Raw genomic sequence first — 23,697 nt, forward strand, 5'->3', positions numbered from 1 at the left:
CGTCACGCGGGCGCGGGACCGGCTCAGCGGCCCACGCGGACCGGCTCCTCCGGCTCGGCCTGCCCGAGGAAGGTCCGCCACAGCTCGGCGTACCGCCTGTCGCGCGCGAGCAGTTCCTCGTGCGTGCCGTCCTCGGCGACCCGGCCGTGGTCCATGAGCACCACCCGGTCGGCCCGCGCGGCCGTCGTCAGCCGGTGGGCCACCACCAGGGTCGTACGGCGGCCCGCGAGCCGGTCCGTGGCCTGGTTGACCTGCGCCTCCGTGGCCAGGTCCAGGGCGGCCGTCGCCTCGTCGAGGAGCAGCACGTCCGGGTCGACCAGTTCGGCGCGGGCCAGCGCGATCAACTGGCGCTGCCCGGCGGAGAGGTTGCGGCCGCGCTCGGCGACCTCGTGGAGGTAGCCGCCGTCGAGCGTCGCGATCATCTCGTGCGCGCCCACCGCCCGTGCCGCCGCCTCGACCTCGGCGTCGGTGGCGTCGGGGCGCCCGTAGGCGATGGCGTCGCGGACGGTGCCGGGGAAGAGGTACGCCTCCTGCGGCACGACCCCGAGCCGGTGCCGGTACGACGTCAGGTCCAGGTCCCGTACGTCGGTGCCGTCGACGGTGACGCGGCCCTCGCTCGGGTCGTAGAATCGGGCGACCAGCTTGACCAGGGTGGACTTGCCGGCGCCGGTCTCGCCGACGAACGCGACGGTCTGCCCGGCGGGGATGCGCAGGTCGATGCCGGTCAGCGCCTCCTCGTCGTCGCCGTAGGCGAAGCGCACGCCCTCGAAGGCGATCTCGCCCCGCAGCTCCCGCACCTCGCGCGGCTTCTCGGCGGCCCGGGTCGACGTCGGCTCGCGCAGCAGCTCCTGGATACGGCCGAGCGACACCGTGGCCTGCTGGTAGCCGTCGAAGACCTGGGAGAGCTGCTGGACCGGCGCGAAGAACAGGTCGATGTAGAGCAGGTACGCCACGAGCGCGCCGGTCGTCAGCGTGGCCGCGTCGATGCGCACCCCGCCCACGATCAGCACGGCCGCGGCCGCCGCCGACGCCAGGAACTGCACGAACGGGAAGTAGATCGAGATCAGCCACTGGCCCCGGATCCGGGCCTGGCGGTAGCTGTCGCTGCGCTCCGCGAACCGGGCGCCGCCGTCGCGCTCGCGCCGGAACGCCTGCACGATCCGCAGACCCGCGACCGACTCCTGGAGGTCGGCGTTGACCACCGACACCCGCTCACGGGCCAGCTCGTACGCCTTCACGCTCGCCCTGCGGAAGAAGTACGTGGCGACGATCAGCGGCGGCAGGGTCGCGAAGACGACGAACGCCAGCTGCACGTCGAGCACCAGCAGGGCGCCCATGATGCCGAAGAAGGTGACGACCGAGACGAACGCGGTGACCAGGCCGGTCTGCAGGAACGTGGACAGCGCGTCCACGTCCGTGGTCATCCGGGTCATGATCCGGCCGGTCAGCTCGCGCTCGTAGTAGTCCAGGCCGAGCCGCTGGAGCTGGGCGAAGATCTTCAGCCGCAGCGCGTACAGCACCCGCTCGCCGGTCCGCCCGGTCATCCGGGTCTCGCCGATCTGCGCGGCCCACTGGGCGCCGACCGCGAGCAGCCCGAGCAGGGACGCCGCCCACACCGCGCCCAGCGCGGCCTGGCCGACGCCCTCGTCGATGCCGTGCCGGATCAGGATCGGCAGCAGCAGGCCCATGCCCGCGTCGACGGCGACCAGGGCGAGGCTGATCAGCAGCGGGCGCCCGAAGCCCCGCAGCAGCCGCCGCAGCCCGTACGACCGCTCGGGCCGGACCGCGCTCGCCTCGTCGACGTCGGGGACGTCGAGCGCCGGGGGCAGCGCCTCGACCTGGGCGAGCAGTTCCGGGGTGGCCGGGGACTGGGCGAGCGCGAGGTCCTTGGGCTCGCGGTCGCCGGTCCACAGCCGGGGGGTGACCCCGCGCTCGGCGTCGAACTCGGCGTCCAGCTCGTCCCGGACGGAGGTGTCCTCCTGGGGGCAGGGCGGCTGGGTGTGGCCGGGCGAGACCCCGCCGAGCTCGTCGGGGTCGGTGAGCAGCCGCCGGTAGAGGGCGGAGCGTTCCTGGAGCTCCTCGTGGGTGCCGACGTCGGCGAGCCGGCCGGCGTCCAGGACCGCGATGCGGTCGGCGAGGCCGAGGGTGGAGCGGCGGTGGGCGATGAGGAGGGTCGTACGGCCCTCCATGACGTGCTTGAGCGCCTCGTGGATCTCGTGCTCGACGCGGGCGTCCACCGCCGAGGTGGCGTCGTCGAGGACGAGGAGGCGGGGGTCGGTGAGGATCGCGCGGGCCAGCGCGATCCGCTGGCGCTGGCCGCCGGAGAGGGTCAGGCCGTGCTCGCCGACCTTGGTGCCGTACCCCTCGGGGAGGTCGGCGATGAAGCGGTCGGCCTGGGCGGCGCGGGCGGCGGCCTCGATCTGCTCGTCGGTGGCGTCGGGGCGGCCGTAGGCGATGTTGGCGCGGACGGTGTCGGAGAAGAGGAACGAGTCCTCGGGGACGAGGCCGATCGCGGCCCGCAGCGAGTCCAGGGTCAGCTCGCGCACGTCGTGGCCGCCGACGAGGACGGCGCCGCGGGTGACGTCGTAGAAGCGCGGGAGGAGCAGGGAGACGGTGGACTTGCCGGAGCCGGAGGCGCCGACCACGGCGAGGGTCTCGCCGGCGCGGATCTCCAGGCTGAGCCCGTCGAGGACGGGGCGCTCCTCGTCGTAGCCGAAGGAGACGTCGTCGAACTCGACCGTGGCGGGGGCGTCGGCCGGGAGGGTCCGGGTGCCGTCCTGGATCGAGGGCTCGGTGTCGATCAGCTCCAGGACGCGTTCGCTGCTCGCGCGGGCCTGCTGGGCCACGGTGAGGACCATGGCGAGCATGCGGACCGGGCCGACCAGCTGAGCGAGGTAGGTGGAGAAGGCGACGAAGGTGCCGAGCGTGATGTGCCCGCGGACCGCCAGCCAGCCGCCGAGGGCGAGCATGGCGACCTGGCCGAGCGCCGGGACGGCCTGGAGGGCGGGGGTGTACTTGGCGTTGAACCTGATGGTGCGCAGCCGCCCCGCGTAGAGCCGGCGGCCGACCTCGCGGAGCTTGCCGGTCTCCTGCTCCTCCTGCCCGAAGCCCTTCACCACGCGCACGCCGCTGACCGCGCCGTCGACGACGCCCGCGACGGCCGCGGCCTGGGCCTGCGCGTACCAGGTGGAGGGGTGGAGTCTGCTGCGGCTGCGCCGGGCGATCCACCACAGGGCGGGGGCGACCGCGAGGGCGACCAGGGTCAGCGGCGGCGACAGCCAGGTCATGATGCCCAGCGAGATCAGGAAGAGCATGAAGTTCCCGATGGTCATCGGGAGCATGAAGAGCAGGCCCTGGATCAGCTGGAGGTCGCTGGTGGCGCGGCCGACGACCTGGCCGGTGGACAGCTCGTCCTGTTTGCGCCCGTCGAGCCGGGTGATCGTCCGGAACATCTCGGTGCGCAGGTCGTGCTGGACGTCGAGGGCGACCCGGCCGCCGTAGTAGCGCCGGACGAAGGTGAGGACGTAGACGGCGACGGCGGCGGCGATCAGCAGCCCGGCCCAGACGGCCATGCTGCGCTCGCCGCCGATCACGTCGTCGATGATCACCTTGGTGATCAGCGGGACGAGCGCCATGACGGCCATGCCGCCGAGGGAGGAGCCGAGGGCGAGGATCACGTCCTTCGGGTAGCGCCAGGCGTAGCCCCACAGTCGTCGTGCCCATCCTGGCTGCGCTGCCACGCCCGTGCCTCCCGTTGGTCCTGGTCTACCGGAAGGCACCAACGCCGGTGAGCTCGGATTTCATCCCGCCGCAACAATCCGGCGGGGGCGCGGCGGGGCGGTCAGCTCGCCTTGAGGTCCTTGTGGACGGCCTTGGCGACGGCCTGGATGGTGGCGATGCCGTAGTTCATGGTGCTGTTGCCGTGGCTGAGCACCGTGATCATGTAGTCGTGGCCGCCGCCCTTGAAGGCGCCGACGCTGTGCACCCGCCAGCCGTGGGTGGCGCGCTGCAGCCAGCCGTTCTTGACGGCCACGGAGACGCCGGACGGCACGCCGTAGGGGGTGCCCCAGCGCTGCGAGGAGACGACCTGGCCCATGAGCTTGAGGATGTAGGCGCGGGAGTTGTCGCTGAGCACGGAGTTCTTGGCGGTGACGAGCTTGAGGAGCTTCTGCTCGTCGGTGACGTTGATCTGGGTCAGCCCCCAGTGGCCGTTCGCGTCGGGGACGGTCTTCGTCATGGCGGCGGCCTTGAGGAAGTTCTTGATCTTCGTCATGCCGAGCTGCTTCCACAGGGTGGTGGTCGCCGCGTTGTCCGACTTGGTGATCATGGCCTTGGTGAGGGACGCCTCGCGGTCGGTGAGGTACCGGTTGTGCTTCTTGGCGTCCCAGAGCAGCGTGGCCAGGACGGTGACCTTGACGACGCTGGCCGAGTCGTAGGCGCTGGTCGCGCGGAGCGTACAGGTGGTCTTCGTGGAGCGGTCGTAGAGGCCGACCGCGACGGTGCCCTTGCGGTTGGCCAGGGCGGCGGTGATGTCCCGCTTCAGCTTGGCCGCGAGCCCCGACGTGGCCGAGGTGCAGCTGACGGTGGGGGTCGCCGCCGCGGCCGGTGCGGCGGTGGCGAGGGGTGCTATGACGAGGCCGGCGCCCAGGCCCGCCGCGACGACCGCTCGCGCGCGTCTGGCCGCGCCCGTGGAGTTCTCGCTCGCTGTCCCGTGAGTCATGGCTGGTTGACCGACGAGGGCGTGCGAATGGTTGTACGGATACGACCCCGAGTTGGCGCCCCGGAGCCTCAACTCGCCTGATTATCCGCCGGATTGCGCCACTCCTTCACCTGATGGACACACGACGGATCTCGACACGCCTACATGCCCATGTCACGCTCCGGATGCCGCCTTCGCTCAACCCGCGTAGACACGCGAGAGGAGACCCCCCATGCCGGCGACATCCCCACGCCCCCGGCGCTGGACGTCCGTGGCCCTGACCACGGCCGCCCTCCTGGCCGGGCTCACCGCCCCGGCGCTGACCGCCGCCCCGGCCGCCGCGACCACCACGGCGTACGACGACACGTACTACTCCGCCGCCCTCGGCAAGACCGGGCCCGCGCTGAAGAGCGCCCTCCACGGGATCATCAGCAAGCAGACGAAGCTGTCCTACTCGGCCGTCTGGGACGCCCTGAAGGTCACCGACCAGGACCCGGCCAACAGCAACAACGTCAAGCTGCTCTACAGCGGCATCTCCCGCAGCAAGTCGCTGAACGGCGGCAACACCGGCAACTGGAACCGCGAGCACGTCTGGGCGCAGTCCCACGGCGACTTCGGCACCTCGGCCGGACCCGGCACCGACCTGCACCACCTGCGCGCCGAGGACGTCCAGGTCAACTCCATCCGCGGCAACAAGGACTTCGACAACGGCGGCAGCAGCTTCACCAACTCCGGTGGCAGCCTGACCGACTCGGACTCCTTTGAACCCCGCGACGCCGTCAAGGGCGACGTGGCCCGGATGGTCCTCTACATGGCCGTCCGCTACGAGGGCGACGACGGCCGGCCCGACCTGGAGGCCAACGACTCCATCAACGGCAGCGTCCCGTACCACGGGCGCCTGTCGGTCCTGAAGCAGTGGAACGACGAGGACCCGCCGGACAGCGCCGAGAAGCGCCGCAACGACGTCATATACGCGTCGTACCAGGGCAACCGCAACCCGTTCATCGACCACCCGGAGTGGGTCGAGTCGATCTGGTAGCCCCCCGGCCTGCGGCCCCTCGGATCACTCCGTCCCGAGGTGGGTCGGCGCGAACATGCGCAGCACCGCCGGGAGCACGACCACCGAGGGGCCGGGCTCGGACAGGGCCTTGGCCAGGTCCGCCTCCAGGGCCTCGGGCGTGGTCCTGACCCCGGGGACGCCGAACGACTCGGCGAGCGCCACATAGTCCGGACGCGTCAGTTCGGTCGCCGTGGCCTCGCCGAAGGCGTCCGTCATGTACTCGCGCAGGATGCCGTAGCCGCCGTCGTCGACGATCAGCCAGGTGACGTCGAGCCCATATTGCCGGGCCGTGGCGAGCTCGGCGATCGAGTAGAGGGCGCCGCCGTCGCCGGACACCGCGAGCACCGGGCGGGTCGGGTCGGCGGCCGCCGCGCCGAGCGCCGCCGGGAAGCCGTAGCCGAGACCGCCCGCGCCCTGCGCGGAGTGCATCCGGTTGGGGCCCTTGGCGTCGAACGCCGACCAGGCCCAGTACGCCAGGATCGTCATGTCCCAGAAGGACGGGGACCCGGCGGGCAGGGCCCGGCGCACGGACGCCAGCACCTCCTGCTCCAGGGTGAGGTCCTGGGCGGCGATCCGGGCGGCCACCTTGGCCAGCACCTCGCGCACCCGCTCGGGGGCGCTCTCGTCGTGGCGCTCGGACACGGTCTCCAGGAGCGCCTGCAACGCCAGGCGGGCGTCGGCGTGGATGCCCAGCGCGGGATGGTTGGACTCCAGCTTGCCGAGGTCGGCCTCGATCTGCACGACCCGGCCGCGTGGCCTGAACGTGTGGTAGTTCGAGGAGAGTTCACCGAGGCCGGAGCCGACCACCAGCAGGACGTCGGCGTCCTCCAGGAAGTCGGTGGTGTGCCGGTCCTCGGTCCACGACTGGAGCGACAGCGGGTGCTCCCAGGGGAACGCGCCCTTGCCGCCGGGCGTGGTGACCACCGGTGCCTGAAGGGTCTCCGCCAGCTGGAGCAGCTTCTTCGAGGCGTCCGCGCGGACCACTCCGCCGCCCGCGATGATCGCCGGGCGCTCGGCGTGGGACAGCAGGTGGGCCGCCACCGCCGTCAGCTCCGGGCGCGGCACCAGGTCCTCGGGGAAGGCGTCGCCGCCGGTGACGACCGGGATCGAGGTCGCGGCGAGCAGGACGTCCTGCGGGATCTCCACCCACACCGGGCCGTGCGGGGCGGTGAGCGCCGACTTCCAGGCCGCCTCGATCGCGGACGGGATCTGGGACTGGGTGCGCACGGTGTGGACCGACTTCACGACACCCCGGAACGAGGCCGCCTGGTCGGGGAGTTCGTGCAGATAGCCGTGCCGGCCACCGCCGAGGCCCGCCGTCGGGATCTGGCTGCTGATCGCGAGCACCGGCGCCGAGGCGGCCGCGGCCTCCTGGAGCGCGGCCAGCGAGGTCAGCGCGCCCGGTCCCGTGGACAGCAGCAGCGGGGCCGCCTCGCCGGTGATCCGGCCGTAGGCGTCGGCGGCGAACCCGGCGTTGTTCTCCACGCGCAGCCCGATGTAGCGCAGGGCGCTGCGGCGCAGCGCGTCGAACATGCCGAGGGCGTGCTGGCCGGGCAGCCCGAACACGGTCGTCGCGCCGAGCCCGGCCAGCGTCTCCACGACCAGGTCTCCGCCGTTGCGGCCGGCCGGCGGATTCAGGGCGGCGGTGATCTGCTCCCGCGTCGGACGGAGTACCAGGTCGTGGTCGTGGGTCACTTGCCCTCGTCCTCCTCGCGCGCCGCCGCGATCTGGCGCGACATGATCGTGGTCAGTTCGTACGCCGTGTGGGACGCGGCCACCGACGTGATCTCCGCGTGATCGTACGCGGGCGCCACCTCGACGACGTCGGCCGAGACGAGGTTGCAGGAGGCGAGGCCGCGCAGGATCTCCAGCAGTTCGCGGGAGGTCATGCCGCCCGCCTCGGGGGTGCCGGTGCCGGGCGCGTGGGCCGGGTCGAGGCAGTCGATGTCGATGGAGATGTAGAGCGGGCGGTCGCCGATGCGCTGGCGGAGCTGGTCGGCGACCTCGTCGGCGCCCCGGCGGTAGACGTCGGCGGAGGTGACGATGCCGAAGCCCATCTTCTCGTCGTCGGTGAGGTCCTGCTTGCCGTAGAGCGGGCCGCGGGTGCCGACGTGGGAGAGGGCGGAGGTGTCGAGGATGCCCTCCTCGACGGCCCGGCGGAACGGGGTGCCGTGGGTGTACTCGGCGCCGAAGTAGGTGTCCCAGGTGTCGAGGTGCGCGTCGAAGTGGAGCAGGGCGACCGGGCCGTGCTTCTTGGCGACGGACCTGAGCAGCGGCAGGGCGATGGTGTGGTCGCCGCCCAGGGTCATCAGGCGGGCGCCGGTGCCGAGCAGGTCGTCGGCGGCGGCCTCGATGGTGTCGACGGCCTCGTTGATGTTGAACGGGTTCACGGCGATGTCGCCGCCGTCAGCGACCTGCGCGAGGGCGAACGGGGAGGCGTCCTGCGCGGGGTTGTAGGGGCGCAGCAGCCGGGACGCCTCACGGATGGCGTTGCCGCCGAAGCGGGCGCCCGGCCGGTACGAGACGCCCGAGTCGAACGGCACGCCGACCACGGCGACATCGGCGCGGCCGACCTCGTCGAGGCGCGGGAGCCGGGCGAAGGTCGCGGGGCCCGCGTACCGCGGGACGCGGGAGGAGTCGACGGGGCCGCGGGGCGTCTCGTTGCTGGTCATGGGGAAATGCCTTCTTTCCTACGCTTCATGGCGTATGCGGGTTATATGCCTATGACTCTACTGGCCGGTCGGCACCGGTTCGGACGCGCGTTCGGGGTCCTGGGGGTTCCGTCCGGCCAGGCGCTCGCGCCAGACGGCGAGGACGGCCTCGTCGGTGGGCTTCGTCAGCAGGGAGACGGCGACGTACGCGGCGAGGGAGGACAGCAGGCCGTAGTAGACGGGCTCGTTGGCGAGGATGCCGTGCGTGGCCATCAGCGTGATCACCGCGACACCGCCGACGACGACCGAGGCGAGCGCGCCCTGCGCGGTCCCGCGGCGCCACAGCAGCCCGCCGAGGATCGGCACGAGCAGCCCGCCGACGAGCAGGTTGTAGGCGACCGTCAGGGCCTCGACGACGTTGTTCAGCGCGATGGCCGTGCCGATCACGGCGACGCCCATCAGCAGGATGAAGGCCCGGTTGCCCTTCACCTCGTCGTGCGCCTCGCCGTCCGGGCGGACCACCCCGCGCAGCCGCGACCAGATGTCGTTGTTGGCGACGGTCGCGCAGGCGATGAGCGCGCCGGAGGAGGTCGACATCACGGCGGCGAGGGCGGCGGCCAGCACCAGGCCGCGCACACCCATGGGCAGTTCGTCCTTGACGATGGTCGCGAAGGCGTCGTCGGCGCTCGCGAGGTCCGGGTACAGCACCTTGGCCGCCGTGCCGATGACCGCGCCGGCGACGGCGTAGGCCAGGCAGTAGGTGCCGGCGACGGTGCCGCCCCACCTGGCGGTGGTGTCGCTGCGGGCGGTGAACACGCGCTGCCAGATGTCCTGGCCGATGAGCATGCCGAAGGTGTAGATCAGGACGTAGGTGAAGATCGTCTCGCCGCCGATGCCCAGCGGGTCGAAGTATCCGGTCGGCAGCTTCGCCTTCATCTCCGCGAACCCGCCGGCCTTGACGACCGCGATGGGCAGCAGGAGCAGGAGCACGCCGATCGTCTTGACGACGAACTGCACCATGTCGGTGAGGGTGATCGACCACATGCCGCCGAGCGTCGAGTAGGCGACGACGATGGAGCCGCCGAGGACGATCGCGAGGGTGCGGTTCATGTCGAACAGCACGTCGAAGATCGTGGCGTAGGCGATGGTCGAGGTGACCGCGAGCATCAGGGTGTACGCCCACATGACGACACCGGAGATGACGCCGGCCCGGCCGCCGTAGCGCAGGTCCAGCATCTCGGAGACGGTGTAGACCTTCAGCCGGGCGATCCGCGCGGAGAAGAACACGGAGAGGGCGAGCAGGCCGAGGCCGATGGTGAAGACCATCCAGGCACCGGAGAGGCCGTACCGGTAGCCGAGGCCGACGCCGCCGATGGTGGACGCGCCGCCGAGGACGATCGCCGCCATGGTGCCGGAGTACATCGCGGGGCCGAGCCGGCGTCCGGCGACCAGGAACTCGCTCTTGGACTTGGCGCGGCGCATGCCCCACCAGCCCATGGCCAGCATGCCGGCCAGATAGACGACGATCACGGTGTAGTCGACGGCCATGGTGGGCCTCCTTCGCGCTGATCCCGGTGGCGTGTCGTGCGGATGGGGGTGGGGACGCCGGCATCGGACCGCGGGGACAACCGCCCGTACCCACGGCCACCGGACTGCACCGACAGTAGGTGGCCGGAAAGTGGCTGCGAAGTGTACGTTTCATCCATTCGGAATGCCGCGAGTGGAGGAACCATCCATGCCGGACCACGCGGTTCCACCCACCCCGCCCGTGCCGCTGTCGGCGCTCCTGGCCCGTGAGGACCTCGGGCTGCGCCAGATCGCCGGGCCCGTGGACGCGGACACGGTGATCCACTGGGCGCACACCTCGGAGATGGCCGACCCGTACCCCTATCTGCTGGGCGGCGAACTGCTGCTGTCGGCGGGCGTGCACGTCCCGGAGGCGGCCGGGACGGGGACGTACTTCGACGACTACGTGGCGCGGATCGTCGCGGCCGGCGGCGCCGCCCTCGGCTTCGGGCTCGCGCCCGTGCACGACACCGTGCCGCGCGCCCTGGTCGAGGCGTGCGACGCCCACGGGCTGCCGCTGCTCGAGGTGCCGCCGCGCACCACGTTCTCCGGGGTCGCGCGCGCGGTGTGGCAGCTCATGGCGCGGGCCCGGCTGGCCGAGCTGCGGCGGGTGACGGAGGCCCAGCAGAGCCTGGCGGCCGCCGCCGCGCGCCCCGACCCGGTGCGGGCGGTGCTGCGGCAGCTCGCCCAGCGGGTGGGCGGGCACACCGTCCTGTACGGCCCCGAGGGGACGCGGGTCGCGGCGGCGGGCCGGGCGGTGGACCCGGCGGCCGGTCAGGCGCTGGCCGCGCTCGCGGCGGTCGTACGGCCCTCGGGGCCCGGCACGCCCACCTCCGCCACCGACACGGCGGGCGACACCCGTCTCGCCGCCTACGCGCTGGGCGCCGGGCACGGCTTCGTCCTCGGGGTGGCCGCGCCCCGGCACCGGTCCGGGGACCACACCGTCGCCTCCGTCGCCGCCGTCCTGCTGTCCCTGCTCACCGGTGAGCACCAGAGCGGCTCGGGGGCGGCCCGCTCCTCCGCGCTGGTACGACTGCTGCTCGGGGCCGAGCCGCACACCGTGGCCCCGCTGCTGGGCGCGGAGACCTGGCTGGTGGTGCACGCGGCGCCGGACACGCCCCCGTGCGACCCGGTGGCCGCGTCCGCGCTGGGCGCCGCCCTCGGCTCGCCCCTGGTCGACGTGGGGCGGGACGTCGTACGCGTCCTCGTCCCGGCGGACCGGCCGCCGGACGCCCAGCCCGGCTGGACGCTCGGGGTGAGCGCCCCGGTGCCGGCCGGGGAGTGGCCCGTGGCGGACACCCAGGCGACCCGGGCGCTGGCACGGGCGCGGGCCACCCGCACACCGCTGGCCGGGCACGGCACGCACCGGCCGGCCCTGGCCGACCTGGTGTCCGCCGACGCGGCGCGGGCGCACGCGCACGCCCTGCTCGCGCCGTTGACCGGTCCCCTCGCGGACACCCTGCGCACCTGGCTGTCGCTGCACGGCAGCTGGGACCGCACGGCGGTGGCGCTGTCCGTGCACCGCAACACCGTGCGGCAGCGGATCGCCCGGTGCGCCGCGCTGCTGGAGGCGGACCTGGACGACGCGGACGTCCGGATGGAGCTGTGGTTCGCCCTGCGGCATGCCGAAGCGCCCGATTCGGGCCAGTGACCCGCGTCGCACGCGCTCCGGAGCAGGGCTGCCGGACCGTCGTCTGCCTCACAATGGGAACCATGCCGATACCCGGGACACCCAGCCGCGCCGAGCTCGTCGACCACCTCGTCCGCACCCGCATCGCGGGCGACGTCGCGACCCCCCGCGAGAACAACCTCTCCCACTACCGCCAGCTGGCGAACGGCAACCGCCACTACTGGCTCGGCCTGGAGCTCGGCGACCGCTGGACCGACGAGCAGGACGTGCTGGCCGTGATGGCGGAGCGCGTCGGCGTGAGCGACGACGCCGAGCACCGGCACGGCCAGGACACCATCGACCCGGAGCTGACGGTGGCCGCGCTGGAGCGGATGGCGGCCCGGCTGCGCAAGGCGGCCGACGGCTCGCAGCGGGTGCTGTTCGCGACCGGCCACCCCGGGGGCCTGCTCGACGTCCACCGCGCGACGGCCGCCGCGCTGCGCGTCGCCGGCTGCGAGATCGTCGTGATCCCGGAGGGCCTGCAGACCGAGGAGGGCTACGTCGTGCAGTTCGCCGACGTCGCCGTCCTGGAGCACGGCGCGTCCCTGTGGCACACGCACTCCGGCGACCCGATGAAGGCGATCCTCACCGGCCTGGAGCGCGAGGGCCGCCCGCTGCCCGACCTGGTGGTCGCCGACCACGGCTGGGCGGGCTACGCGGGCCAGCACGGCGTGGACTCGGTCGGCTACGCCGACTGCAACGACCCGGCCCTGTTCCTCGCCGAGTCCGAGGGCACCCTCCAGGTCACGGTCCCCCTGGACGACCACGTGACGAGCCCCCGCCACTACGACCCGATGACGGCGTACCTGCTGTCCGAGGCGGGCCTGACCGACGCCTGAGGCGTGCCCGCCCGGGTCGGCTCCCGCCGTCACCCGGCCCCGAACGGGCCGGGTGACGGCGGCCTCGTCAGCGTGTGCGCAGTGCGGCGACCTTGGCGGTCAGCTCGACGATGGCGTTATTGAGCGCTCCGCTGTGCTTGTCGGCGGTACCGGCGAACGCCTTCAGCGCCTCGACGAGTTCGACGTTGCTCTTCGCCAGGGCGAGCTGGGCGTCGACCTGGAGCAATGAGATCTCGTCGGGATGGGGCCCAGGCTTATTGCTCTTCTTCTGAGTTTCCCGCTGGCCCAGCAGCTTGTCGACCAGTTCCTTCGCGTCTTTGGGCAAGGTTCCCCCTGTCGCTGTGACCGTCGACGCATCCCTGCCCACATCAGGCGAAGATCACGTATCCGGCTCGGGGGAGGCCCCGCGATTCAGTCGCCGGCGCTGCGCGGGACGCGGACCACGCCCTCCTGGATGACCGAGACCGCGAGGCGGCCGTCCTGGGTGTAGATGCGGGCCTGGCCGAGGCCGCGGCCGCCGTGGGCGGACGGGGACTCCTGGTCGTACAGGAGCCATTCGTCGGCGCGGAACGGGCGGTGGAACCACATGGCGTGGTCCAGGGAGGCGCCGACGACGTCGCCGACGGCCCAGCCGCCCCGCCCGTGCGCGAGCAGCACGGAGTCGAGCAGGGTCATGTCGGAGACGTACGTGGCCAGCACGACGTGCAGCAAGGGGTCGTCGGCGAGCTTGCCGTTGGTGCGGAACCACACCTGGGAGTGCGGTTCGCGCGGCTCGCCGTAGCGGCCGTACGGCGGCTCGTCGACGTAGCGCAGATCGACCGCCCGGCGGGCCTCCAGGAACCGTTCGACGACCGCCGGGTCGAGGTGCCCGTAGCCGCGCAGCCGCTCCTCGGAGGTGGGCAGCGACGCCGGGTCGGGCGCGGGCGGCATCGGGGCCTGGTGGTCCAGGCCCTCCTCGTACGCCTGGAAGGACGCCGACAGCGCGAAGATCGGCTTGCCGTGCTGGACGGCGACCACCCGGCGGGTGGTGAAGGAACGCCCGTCGCGCATGCGGTCGACGTTGTAGACGATGGGCGCGCCCGGGTCCCCCATACGCAGGAAGTACGCGTGGAGGGAGTGGGCGGGCCGGTCCGCGGGCACCGTGCGGCCGGCGGCCACGAGCGCCTGGGCCGCGACCTGTCCGCCGAAGACGCGCGGGACGACGGCGGACTGGGACCGGCCGCGGAAGATGTCCACCTCGATCTGCTCCAGGTCGAGCAGATCGAGGAGGCTCTGAAGTGCCTCGTTCATGGCACCTTTTCTACTGGCAGGGAATGTCAGGGGCCTTACAGGCCCATGTCCTTCGCGATGATCGTCTTCATGATCTCGCTGGTCCCGCCGTAGATGCGGTTGACGCGGTTGTCCGCGTACAGACGCGCGATCGGGTACTCGTTCATGAAGCCGTAGCCGCCGTGCAGCTGGAGGCAGCGGTCGATCACCCGGTGGGCGACCTCGGTGCAGAACAGCTTCGCGGAGGCGGCCTCGGCGGGCGTCAGCTCACCGGCGTCCAGGGCCTCCAGCGCGCGGTCGGCGACGGCCTCGGCGGCGTCCACCTCGGCCTGGCAGGCGGCCAGCTCGAACTTGGTGTTCTGGAAGGCGGCGACCGGCTTGCCGAAGACGGTGCGCTCCTGGACGTACTGCTTGGCGAACCGGACGGCGGCCTTGGCCTGGGCGTAGGCGCCGTAGGCGATGCCCCAGCGCTCCGAGGCGAGGTTGTGGCCGAGGTAGTAGAAGCCCTTGTTCTCCTCGCCGAGGAGGTCCTCGACGGGCACCTTGACGTCGACGAACGCCAGCTCGGCGGTGTCGGAGGTGCGCAGGCCCAGCTTGTCCAGCTTGCGGCCGATGGAGTAGCCCTCGGACTTGGTGTCCACGGCGAACAGGGAGATGCCGTGGCGGCGGTCCTCGGCGGTGGGCGCGGCGGTGCGGGCGCACACGATCACCCGGTCGGCGTGCACACCGCCGGTGATGAAGGTCTTGGCGCCGTTGAGGACGTAGTGCGTGCCGTCCTCGGAGAGCTTGGCCGTGGTCTTCATGCCCGCGAGGTCGGAGCCGGTGCCCGGCTCGGTCATCGCCAGCGCCCACATCTCCTCGCCGGTGACGAACTTCGGCAGGTAGCGCTTCTTCTGCTCGTCGGTGGCGAGCATCTTCAGGTACGGCAGGCCGAGCAGCACGTGCACACCGGAGCCGCCGAACTGCACACCGGCGCGGGCGGTCTCCTCGTACATGATCGCCTCGAACTTGTACGAGTCGATGCCGGCGCCGCCGTACTCCTCGTCGACGCGGATGCCGAAGACGCCCAGCTCGGCGAGCTTGTAGTAGAAGTCGCGGGGCGCCTGGCCCGCCGCGAACCACTCGTCGTACACGGGTACGACCTCGGCCTCGATGAAGGCGCGGATGGTCTCCCGGAACGCCTCGTGGTCCTCGTTGAACACAGTACGGCGCACGCCGTCCACCTCCACCGGTACATGTCTAAGCGCTTGCTCATCAAAGGTACCGGCGAGTAGCGAAGAACGTCCAGGGTGGAACGACCGGGAACGACCGTAACGCTCGTCACTCCCCCGGCGGGCGCGCCCCGTCCGCGGCCGCTCCGAAGGCCCCGCGCGCCATCCGGTGCAGCAGGCCGGCCGTGGTCCCGCGTCCCGGCAGGGCACCCGGACGGCCCAGGTGAGGGGTGGAGTTCAGCAGGCCGAACACCGAGTGCACGGCCGAGCGGGCGGCCGGCTCGGTGAGCCCTGGGTAGACCCGGCGCACCACGTCCACCCACAGCTCGACGTACTGCCGCTGGAGCTGGCGCACGAGCTTGCGGTCGCTGTCGCGCAGGCGGTCCAGCTCACGGTCGTGCAGGGTGATCAGGGGGCGGTCGTCGAGGGCGAAGTCGATGTGGCCCTCGATCAGGGAGTCGAGGACCTCCTCCGCCGGCACCCCGTCCGCCTCCGCCAGACGCCGCTTCGCGCCCGTCAGCAGCCGGCCGCTGATCCCCACCAGCAGCTCGGCGAGCATCGCGTCCTTGCCGGGGAAGTGCCGGTACAGGCCGGGGCCGCTGATGCCGACCGCGGCGCCTATCTCGTCGACACCGACGCCGTGGAAGCCGCGCTCGGCGAAGAGCCGCGCGGCCTCCTTGAGGATCTGCTCGCGGCGGGTGGGGGCGTCGGTTCTGGTGGCCATGGGAACGATTCTAGACAGGGAGGTTAGCGGTCGTTAACCTGAAGGAAATGCGTTAACGCTCATTAACAAGGTGAGGGGACCGCGAGAATGCACGAGGCACCGGAGCTCCAGAGCGCGGCGGATCCCGCGTCGGAGACCTGGCGGGCCAACGAGGAGGCCCACCGGGCGCTCGGGGAGGAACTGCGCGCCAAGCTGGCCGCGGTGCGGCTCGGCGGGGGTGAGAAGGCCCGCGCCCGGCACACCGCGCGCGGCAAGCTGCTGCCCCGCGACCGGGTCGACACCTTGCTCGACCCCGGCTCCCCCTTCCTGGAGCTGGCCCCCCTCGCCGCCGACGGGATGTACGAAGGACAGGCCCCGGCGGCCGGTGTGATCGCCGGGATCGGGCGGGTCAGCGGCCGTGCGTGCGTGATCGTCGCCAACGACGCCACGGTCAAGGGCGGCACCTACTACCCGATGACCGTCAAGAAGCACCTGCGCGCGCAGGAGGTGGCCCTGGAGAACCGGCTGCCGTGCCTGTACCTGGTCGACTCCGGCGGCGCCTTCCTGCCGATGCAGGACGAGGTCTTCCCGGACCGCGACCACTTCGGGCGGATCTTCTACAACCAGGCCCGGATGTCCGGCGCGGGCATCCCGCAGATCGCCGCGGTCCTCGGCTCCTGCACGGCCGGCGGCGCCTACGTCCCCGCGATGAGCGACGAGGCCGTGATCGTGCGCGGCCAGGGCACGATCTTCCTCGGCGGGCCCCCGCTGGTGAAGGCGGCGACCGGCGAGGTCGTCACCGCGGAGGAACTCGGCGGCGGCGAGGTCCACTCCCGGGTGTCCGGGGTGACGGACCACCTCGCGGAGGACGACGCGCACGCGCTGCGCATCGTGCGGAACATCGTCGCCACCCTCCCGGCCCGCCGCGACCTCCCCTGGGAGGTGACGCCCGCCGTCGAGCCGAAGGTCGACCCGTCCGGGCTGTACGGCGCCGTGCCGGTCGACTCCCGCACCCCCTACGACGTCCGAGAGATCATCGCGCGCGTGGTCGACGGCTCCCGGTTCGCGGAGTTCAAGTCCGAGTTCGGGCAGACCCTGGTCACCGGCTTCGCCCGTATCCACGGGCACCCGGTCGGGATCGTCGCCAACAACGGCATCCTGTTCTCGGAGTCCGCCCAGAAGGGCGCCCACTTCATCGAGCTGTGCGACCAGCGCGGCATCCCGCTGGTGTTCCTGCAGAACATCTCCGGGTTCATGGTCGGCAAGGACTACGAGGCCGGCGGCATCGCCAAGCACGGCGCCAAGATGGTCACGGCGGTCGCCTCGACCCGCGTGCCGAAGCTGACGGTCGTGGTCGGCGGGTCGTACGGCGCGGGCAACTACTCGATGTGCGGCCGCGCCTACTCGCCGCGCTTCCTGTGGATGTGGCCGAACGCCAAGATCTCCGTCATGGGCGGTGAGCAGGCCGCCTCGGTCCTCGCCACCGTCAAGCGCGACCAGCTGGAGGCGCGCGGCGAGACCTGGCCGGCCGAGGACGAGGAGGCGTTCAAGGCGCCCGTGCGCGAGCAGTACGAGCGCCAGGGCAACGCCTACTACGCCACCGCCCGGCTCTGGGACGACGGGGTCATCGACCCGCTGGAGACCCGCCAGGTGCTGGGTCTGGCCCTGACCGCCTGTGCCAACGCGCCCCTGGGTGACCCCCAGTTCGGCGTCTTCCGGATGTGAGGGGGACCATGTTCGACACCGTACTCGTGGCCAACCGGGGCGAGATCGCCGTCCGGGTCGTCCGGACGCTGCGCGCGCTGGGCGTGCGCTCGGTGGCCGTCTTCTCCGACGCGGACGCCGACGCCCGCCATGTGCGCGAGGCCGACATGGCGGTACGCATCGGTCCGGCGCCGGCCGCCGAGAGCTATCTGTCCGTGGAGCGGCTGCTGGAGGCCGCCGCCCGCACCGGCGCCCAGGCCGTCCACCCCGGCTACGGCTTCCTCGCGGAGAACGCCGGTTTCGCGCGCGCCTGCGCCGACGCCGGGCTCGCCTTCATCGGGCCGCCCGCCGACGCCATCTCCCTGATGGGCGACAAGATCCGGGCCAAGGAGACCGTGAAGACCGCCGGGGTCCCGGTGGTACCGGGCTCCAGCGGCAGCGGACTCTCCGACGCCGAACTGGCCGACGCGGCCCGTGAGATCGGCATGCCGGTGCTGCTCAAGCCGTCGGCGGGCGGCGGCGGCAAGGGCATGCGGCTGGTGCGGGACGCGGCGCTGCTGGCGGACGAGATCGCCGCCGCCCGCCGCGAGGCCCGCGCCTCCTTCGGCGACGACACCCTGCTGGTGGAGCGGTGGATCGACCGGCCGCGGCACATCGAGATCCAGGTCCTGGCCGACGGGCACGGCGACGTCGTGCACCTCGGCGAGCGCGAGTGCTCGCTGCAGCGCCGGCACCAGAAGATCATCGAGGAGGCGCCCAGCGTGCTCCTCGACGAGGCCACGCGCGCGGCGATGGGCGAGGCGGCCGTGCAGGCGGCCCGCTCCTGCGGCTACCGGGGCGCGGGCACGGTCGAGTTCATCGTGCCGGGCGGCGACCCGTCGTCGTACTACTTCATGGAGATGAACACCCGGCTCCAGGTGGAGCACCCCGTCACCGAACTCATCACCGGCATCGACCTGGTGGAGTGGCAGCTGCGGGTGGCGGCCGGGGAGCGGCTGGCCTTCGGGCAGGACGACATCCGGCTCACCGGGCACGCCGTCGAGGCCCGTGTCTGCGCCGAGGACCCGGCGCGCGGCTTCCTGCCGTCCGGCGGCACCGTGCTGAGGCTGCGCGAGCCGCAGGGCGACGGCGTGCGCACCGACTCCGGGCTCAGCGAGGGCACCGAGGTCGGCAGCCTGTACGACCCGATGCTGTCCAAGGTCATCGCGTACGGCCCCGACCGTGCGACCGCGCTCAGGAAACTGCGCGCGGCCCTCGCCGGGACGGTCACGCTGGGCGTGCCGACCAACGCGGGCTTCCTGCGGCGGCTGCTGGCGCATCCGGCGGTCGTGGCGGGCGAGCTGGACACCGGCCTGGTGGAGCGCGTGGTCGACGACCTGGTCACCACCGAGGTGCCCGAGGAGGTGTACGAGGCGGCGGCGGCCGTCCGCCTCGACGCGCTGCGCCCGGGGGGCGACGGCTGGACCGACCCGTTCTCGGTGCCGAGCGGCTGGCGGCTCGGCGGCACCCCGCGCCCGGTGGGCTTCCACCTGCGCGTGCAGGAGCCCGTGGAGTACACCCCGCGCGGCTCGGCGACCGTCACCGACGACGAGGTGTCCGTGACCCTCGACGGCGTCCGGCACACCTTCCAGCGGGCCGCCGACTGGCTGGGCCGCGACGGCGACGCCTGGCACGTACGCGACCACGACCCGGTGGCCGCCTCGCTCACCGGTGCCGCCCACACGGGCGCCGACTCGCTCACCGCGCCCATGCCGGGGACGGTGACGGTGGTGAAGGTCGCCGTGGGCGACGAGGTGACGGCGGGCCAGAGCCTGCTCGTGGTGGAGGCGATGAAGATGGAGCACGTCATCTCCGCCCCGCACGCCGGCACCGTCGCCGAACTCGACGTCACACCCGGTACGACGGTCGCCATGGACCAGGTCCTGGCGGTCGTCACCCCGGCGGAGGAGGACCGATGACGCTGCCCATGTCCGTCCCGGCGCCGGGTCTGCCGGCCCGGGTGCGCATCCACGAGGTCGGCGCGCGCGACGGCCTGCAGAACGAGAAGTCGACCGTGCCCACCGAGGTCAAGGCGGAGTTCGTCCACCGGCTCGCCGCGGCCGGTCTGACGACGATCGAGGCGACCAGCTTCGTCCACCCCAAGTGGGTCCCCCAACTCGCGGACGCCGAGCAGCTGTTCCCGCTCGTCTCCGGGCTGGAGGGCGTCGAGCTGCCGGTCCTCGTCCCCAACGACCGGGGCCTGGACCGGGCCCTCGCGCTCGGCGCCCGGCGCGTCGCGGTGTTCGCCAGCGCCACCGAGTCGTTCGCCAAGGCCAACCTCAACCGCACGCTGGACGAGTCCCTCGCCGTGTTCGAGCCGGTGGTGCGGCGCGCGAAGGGCGAGGGCGTGCATGTGCGCGGGTACGTGTCGATGTGCTTCGGCGACCCCTGGGAGGGCGCCGTGCCGCTCCCCCAGGTCGTCCGGGTGTGCAAGGCGCTCGTGGCGATGGGCTGCGACGAGCTGAGCCTCGGCGACACCATCGGCGTGGCCACCCCGGGCCATGTGCGCGCGCTGCTGTCGCTGCTGAACGAGGAGGGCGTGCCGACCGACGTCATCGGCGTGCACTTCCACGACACCTACGGGCAGGCCCTCGCCAACACCTACGCCGCCCTCCAGCACGGCGTCACCACCGTCGACGCCTCCGCGGGCGGTCTGGGCGGCTGCCCGTACGCCAAGTCCGCCACCGGCAACCTCGCCACGGAGGACCTCGTGTGGATGCTGCGCGGCCTCGGCATCGACACCGGGGTCGACCTCGGCCACCTCGTCGCCACGAGCGAGTGGATGGCCGGCCGGCTGGGACGGCCCAGCCCCTCCCGCACCGTACGAGCCCTCTCCCACAAGGAGCAGTGAAAGAGCCATGGACCACCGTCTCTCCCCCGAACTGGAGGACCTCCGCCGCACGGTGGAGGCGTTCGCCCACGACGTCGTGGCGCCGAAGATCGGCGACTTCTACGAGCGTCACGAGTTCCCGTACGAGATCGTGCGGGAGATGGGCCGCATGGGACTGTTCGGCCTGCCGTTCCCCGAGGAGCACGGCGGCATGGGCGGCGACTACCTGGCGCTGGGCATCGCCCTGGAGGAGCTGGCCCGCGTCGACTCCTCGGTGGCCATCACGCTGGAGGCGGGTGTCTCGCTGGGCGCCATGCCGATCCATCTGTTCGGCACCGAGGAGCAGAAGCGCACCTGGCTGCCGAAGCTGTGCTCCGGTGAGATGCTCGGCGCGTTCGGCCTGACCGAGCCGGACGGCGGCTCGGACGCGGGCGCGACCCGGACGACGGCCCGGCTCGACGAGTCGACGGGCGAGTGGGTGATCAACGGCACCAAGTGCTTCATCACCAACTCCGGCACCGACATCACCGGTCTGGTGACGGTGACGGCGGTGACGGGCCGCAAGCCGGACGGCAAGCCCCTCATCTCCTCGATCATCGTGCCCGCCGGCACCCCGGGCTTCACGGTCGCCGCCCCCTACTCCAAGGTCGGCTGGAACGCCTCGGACACCCGTGAGCTGTCCTTCGTGGACGTCCGCGTCCCGGCGGCCAACCTGCTGGGCCAGGAGGGCCGCGGCTACGCGCAGTTCCTGCGCATCCTGGACGAGGGCCGCATCGCGATCGCGGCGCTGGCCACGGGCCTGGCGCAGGGCTGTGTGGACGAGTCGGTGAAGTACGCCAGGGAGCGGCACGCGTTCGGCCGTCCGATCGGCTCCAACCAGGCCATCCAGTTCAAGATCGCCGACATGGAGATGAAGGCGCACACGGCCCGCCTCGCGTGGCGCGACGCGGCGTCCCGGCTGGTGGCCGGGGAGCCGTTCAAGAAGGAGGCGGCGCTGGCGAAGCTGTACTCGTCCACGGTCGCGGTGGACAACGCCCGGGACGCCACGCAGGTCCACGGCGGCTACGGCTTCATGAACGAGTACCCGGTGGCCCGGATGTGGCGGGACTCCAAGATCCTGGAGATCGGCGAGGGCACCAGCGAGGTGCAGCGCATGCTGATCGCGCGGGAGCTGGGGCTCGCGGGCTGACCTGCCGCGCCACGAACCGAACGAGGCTCAACGTCCCGGCAGCGCCGGAGCGTTGGGCCTCGCGGCGTGCGGGGCCGGGCGCGGGGCCGCTCGGAGCGCCCCACCCTCTGGACATCAGCTGAGGTTAGGCTAACCTACCTTTGAACTGTCCAGCGGTGATCAGCCCTGTTCGAAAGCAGCGTAGCCATGTCCAACGCCAGAGCCACCCGTCTCACCCGCCGCGGCATCCTCGCCGCCGGTGGCGCCCTCGGCCTCGGTGCCGTGCTCACGGCCTGCGGGGACGACGACGCCAAGAGCGGGGGGTCGAACGAGGCCGCGGGCGCCGGGAAGTCCGGTCCCTGGACGTTCGAGGACGACCGCGGCACCACCGTGAAGCTGGACAAGGTCCCCACGAGGATCGTCGCCTTCGTCGGTGTGGCGGCCGCCCTCTACGACTACGGCATCGAGGTCGAGGGCGTCTTCGGACCGACGAAGACCAAGGACGGCAAGGCCGACGTCCAGGCCGGCGACATGGACGTCAGCAAGCTGACGGTGTTCGGCAACGTCTGGGACCAGTTCAGCGTCGAGAAGTACGCGGCGTTCGCCCCCGAGGTCCTCATCTCCACGACCTTCGACAGCGCCGGCACCCTCTGGTACGTCCCCGAGGCGTCCAAGGACAAGATCGCCAAGCTCGCCCCGAGCGTGGCCGTCTCCGTCTACGACCGTCAGCTGACCCAGCCGCTGGAGCGGGTGTGGGCGCTGGCCGAGTCCCTCGGCGCCGACCTGAAGAGCGGCAAGGCCGCCCAGGCCAAGAAGGAGTTCGAGGCGGCCGCCGAGCGTCTGCGCAAGGCCGCCAAGGCCCGCCCGGAGATCAAGGTGATGGCCGGCTCCGCCAGCCAGGACATCTTCTACGTCTCCGGCACGAACCTCTCCATCGACCTGGAGTACTTCAAGGCCCTCGGCGTGAACTTCGTGGAGCCGCCGGAGAGCGCCAAGAAGGAGGGCGGCGGCTGGTACGAGAGCCTGAGCTGGGAGAACGTCGACAAGTACCCGGCCGACATCATCATGATGGACGACCGCACCCAGACCATCCAGCCGGCCGACATCTCCGAGGGCACCTGGAAGAAGCTGCCCGCCGTGAAGGCCGGTCAGGTCATCCCGCGCTCGCCCGAGCCGATCCTGTCGTACGCCAAGTGCACACCGCTGCTGACGAACCTGGCAGAGGCCATCGAGAAGGCCAAGAAGGTCGCCTGAGAAGCGGCCACCCGGGGTGCGGGGCGGACGCGGGCCGGTACCGGCCGGTCACCCCGCACCCCCTGAGCAGGCACACCGACGTCGATCCGGGAGTCACCCCCTATGACCACCGCCGTCGCAGCCCCCTTCCGCTTCTTCGCGCTCCACGTCGAACGGACCCGGCGGCTCACCCCGTCCCTGGTCCGGGTCACCTTCGGCGGCGCGGACCTGGAGCACTTCCTCTCCGACGGGCGTGACCAGTCCCTGTCGCTGTTCCTGCCGCACCCAGGGCAGAGCGAGCCCCGCGTCCCCGTCGAACTGGGCGACGGCTGGTGGCAGGGCTGGCGCGAACTGCCGGACGGCGTACGGGCGGTGATGCGGTCGTACACGCTGCGCGCGCTGCGCCGCGACGCCGGCGAGATCGACGTCGACTTCGTGCTGCACACCCCGGCCGGCCCGGCCTCGTCCTGGGCGGCGCGGGCCGCCGCGGGCGACCGGGTGCTGGTGCTCGGCCCCGCGATCGCGGACAACCGGGCGATCCGTTTCCGGCCGCCCGCCGACACCGGACCGGTCGTCCTGTGGGGCGACGAGACCGCCGTGCCCGCCGTCGCCGCCGTCCTCGAGACGCTGCCCGCCGGCACGCGCGCCCAGGTGTGGCTGGAGGTGCGGGACGCCGGGGACGTCCAGGACCTGCCGACCGCCGCCGACGCCGAGATCACCTGGCTGATCCGGGACCGGTCGCACCCCGAGGGCACCCCCCTGGCCCTGGACTCCGTCCGGGCGGCCCATCTCCCCGACGCCGAGCGGCCGTACGTCTGGCTCGCCGGTGAGTCCGGCTGCGTGAAGGCGCTGCGCCGGCACTTCGTCGCCGAACGCGGCCTGGACCGCCGCCGGGTGACGTTCGTGGGCTACTGGCGGCACGGCATGAGCGAGGAACAGCTGCGCGCGTCGGCGTGACCCTCGGGCGCCCGACACGCGCCCCCCGTGACCCCGGTCACGTCCCAGCGCGGCATACGCAACGCCAACTTAGGTTAGGCTTACCTAAGTTGAACCACG

Annotated in this window: 18 protein-coding genes; 9 read left to right on the forward strand and 9 right to left on the reverse strand. The window is 72.3% G+C overall.

Features of this window, described 5'->3' with window-relative positions; genetic code table 11:
* Window positions 1-23 precede the first annotated feature (23 nt).
* Together F8R89_RS12990 and F8R89_RS12995 are read right to left on the reverse strand one after the other, a co-directional pair.
* Entirely contained in the window at window positions 24-3,740 is a 3,717-nt protein-coding gene (locus F8R89_RS12990) for an ABC transporter ATP-binding protein (RefSeq protein ID WP_151784126.1), read from the reverse strand.
* Window positions 3,741-3,841: 101 nt separating this feature from the next.
* The gene (locus tag F8R89_RS12995; protein ID WP_151784127.1) at window positions 3,842-4,720 is read right to left on the reverse strand and encodes a serine hydrolase; all 879 of its coding nucleotides are present in this window, start codon (window positions 4,718-4,720) and stop codon (window positions 3,842-3,844) included.
* Between the two features lie 211 nt (window positions 4,721-4,931).
* Here F8R89_RS12995 and F8R89_RS13000 point away from each other — a divergent pair, with 211 nt between their 5' ends.
* Window positions 4,932-5,738 carry an endonuclease I family protein gene (locus F8R89_RS13000; protein ID WP_151784128.1) on the forward strand — a complete coding sequence of 269 codons (807 nt, stop codon included), beginning with the start codon at window positions 4,932-4,934 and terminating at the stop codon, window positions 5,736-5,738.
* 24 nt (window positions 5,739-5,762) lie between these two features.
* Here F8R89_RS13000 and F8R89_RS13005 read toward each other — a convergent pair whose 3' ends face one another.
* From F8R89_RS13005 to F8R89_RS13015, 3 genes are read right to left on the reverse strand one after another with little or no spacing between them, the layout of a single operon-like run.
* Window positions 5,763-7,454: a thiamine pyrophosphate-binding protein gene (locus F8R89_RS13005; protein ID WP_151784129.1), complete on the reverse strand. Its 1,692-nt coding sequence runs from the start codon at window positions 7,452-7,454 to the stop codon at window positions 5,763-5,765.
* Window positions 7,451-8,431: an agmatinase gene (speB, locus tag F8R89_RS13010; protein ID WP_062670203.1), complete on the reverse strand. Its 981-nt coding sequence runs from the start codon at window positions 8,429-8,431 to the stop codon at window positions 7,451-7,453. Before speB ends, F8R89_RS13005 begins: the two co-directional genes overlap by 4 nt.
* 57 nt (window positions 8,432-8,488) lie before the next feature.
* Window positions 8,489-9,958, reverse strand: coding sequence for a sodium:solute symporter (locus F8R89_RS13015; protein ID WP_151784130.1), 1,470 nt, complete (start codon window positions 9,956-9,958; stop codon window positions 8,489-8,491).
* Window positions 9,959-10,145: 187 nt separating this feature from the next.
* Between F8R89_RS13015 and F8R89_RS13020 the strand changes: the two genes are divergently transcribed.
* Both F8R89_RS13020 and F8R89_RS13025 read left to right on the forward strand, forming a co-directional pair.
* A complete protein-coding gene (locus F8R89_RS13020; RefSeq protein ID WP_151784131.1) occupies window positions 10,146-11,627 on the forward strand; it encodes a PucR family transcriptional regulator in 1,482 nt (493 codons plus the stop codon).
* Between the two features lie 62 nt (window positions 11,628-11,689).
* On the forward strand, window positions 11,690-12,484 hold the full coding sequence (locus F8R89_RS13025) for a phosphatase (RefSeq protein WP_151784132.1): 795 nt from the start codon (window positions 11,690-11,692) through the stop codon (window positions 12,482-12,484).
* A gap of 67 nt (window positions 12,485-12,551) precedes the next feature.
* Here F8R89_RS13025 and F8R89_RS13030 read toward each other — a convergent pair whose 3' ends face one another.
* The 4 genes from F8R89_RS13030 to F8R89_RS13045 form a co-directional block, all read right to left on the reverse strand.
* Window positions 12,552-12,809: a hypothetical protein gene (locus tag F8R89_RS13030; RefSeq protein ID WP_151784133.1), complete on the reverse strand. Its 258-nt coding sequence runs from the start codon at window positions 12,807-12,809 to the stop codon at window positions 12,552-12,554.
* An 86-nt stretch (window positions 12,810-12,895) separates the two neighbouring features.
* Complete coding sequence (locus tag F8R89_RS13035; RefSeq protein ID WP_151784134.1) at window positions 12,896-13,774, reverse strand: acyl-CoA thioesterase; 879 nt, start codon at window positions 13,772-13,774, stop codon at window positions 12,896-12,898.
* Window positions 13,775-13,809: 35 nt separating this feature from the next.
* The gene (locus tag F8R89_RS13040; protein ID WP_151784135.1) at window positions 13,810-14,967 is read right to left on the reverse strand and encodes an acyl-CoA dehydrogenase family protein; all 1,158 of its coding nucleotides are present in this window, start codon (window positions 14,965-14,967) and stop codon (window positions 13,810-13,812) included.
* 106 nt (window positions 14,968-15,073) lie between these two features.
* On the reverse strand, window positions 15,074-15,688 hold the full coding sequence (locus F8R89_RS13045; protein WP_151784136.1) for a TetR/AcrR family transcriptional regulator: 615 nt from the start codon (window positions 15,686-15,688) through the stop codon (window positions 15,074-15,076).
* Between the two features lie 87 nt (window positions 15,689-15,775).
* Between F8R89_RS13045 and F8R89_RS13050 the strand changes: the two genes are divergently transcribed.
* From F8R89_RS13050 to F8R89_RS13075, 6 genes are all read left to right on the forward strand, one after another.
* Window positions 15,776-17,392, forward strand: a complete 1,617-nt coding sequence (locus F8R89_RS13050; RefSeq protein ID WP_151784137.1) for a carboxyl transferase domain-containing protein — start codon at window positions 15,776-15,778, stop codon at window positions 17,390-17,392.
* A gap of 8 nt (window positions 17,393-17,400) precedes the next feature.
* Window positions 17,401-19,329 (forward strand): acetyl/propionyl/methylcrotonyl-CoA carboxylase subunit alpha, encoded by a 1,929-nt coding sequence (locus F8R89_RS13055; protein ID WP_151784138.1) that lies wholly within the window; start codon window positions 17,401-17,403, stop codon window positions 19,327-19,329.
* The gene (locus F8R89_RS13060) at window positions 19,326-20,261 is read left to right on the forward strand and encodes a hydroxymethylglutaryl-CoA lyase (RefSeq protein WP_151784139.1); all 936 of its coding nucleotides are present in this window, start codon (window positions 19,326-19,328) and stop codon (window positions 20,259-20,261) included. Before F8R89_RS13055 ends, F8R89_RS13060 begins: the two co-directional genes overlap by 4 nt.
* Window positions 20,262-20,268: 7 nt before the next feature.
* Window positions 20,269-21,429 carry an acyl-CoA dehydrogenase family protein gene (locus F8R89_RS13065; RefSeq protein WP_151784140.1) on the forward strand — a complete coding sequence of 387 codons (1,161 nt, stop codon included), beginning with the start codon at window positions 20,269-20,271 and terminating at the stop codon, window positions 21,427-21,429.
* A gap of 186 nt (window positions 21,430-21,615) precedes the next feature.
* The gene (locus F8R89_RS13070; protein WP_151784141.1) at window positions 21,616-22,662 is read left to right on the forward strand and encodes an ABC transporter substrate-binding protein; all 1,047 of its coding nucleotides are present in this window, start codon (window positions 21,616-21,618) and stop codon (window positions 22,660-22,662) included.
* Between the two features lie 102 nt (window positions 22,663-22,764).
* Window positions 22,765-23,598: a siderophore-interacting protein gene (locus F8R89_RS13075; RefSeq protein ID WP_151784142.1), complete on the forward strand. Its 834-nt coding sequence runs from the start codon at window positions 22,765-22,767 to the stop codon at window positions 23,596-23,598.
* The last annotated feature ends 99 nt before the right edge of the window (window positions 23,599-23,697 follow it).

This window comes from Streptomyces sp. SS1-1 (assembly GCF_008973465.1).
In the GTDB taxonomy this organism is placed as follows: domain Bacteria; phylum Actinomycetota; class Actinomycetes; order Streptomycetales; family Streptomycetaceae; genus Streptomyces.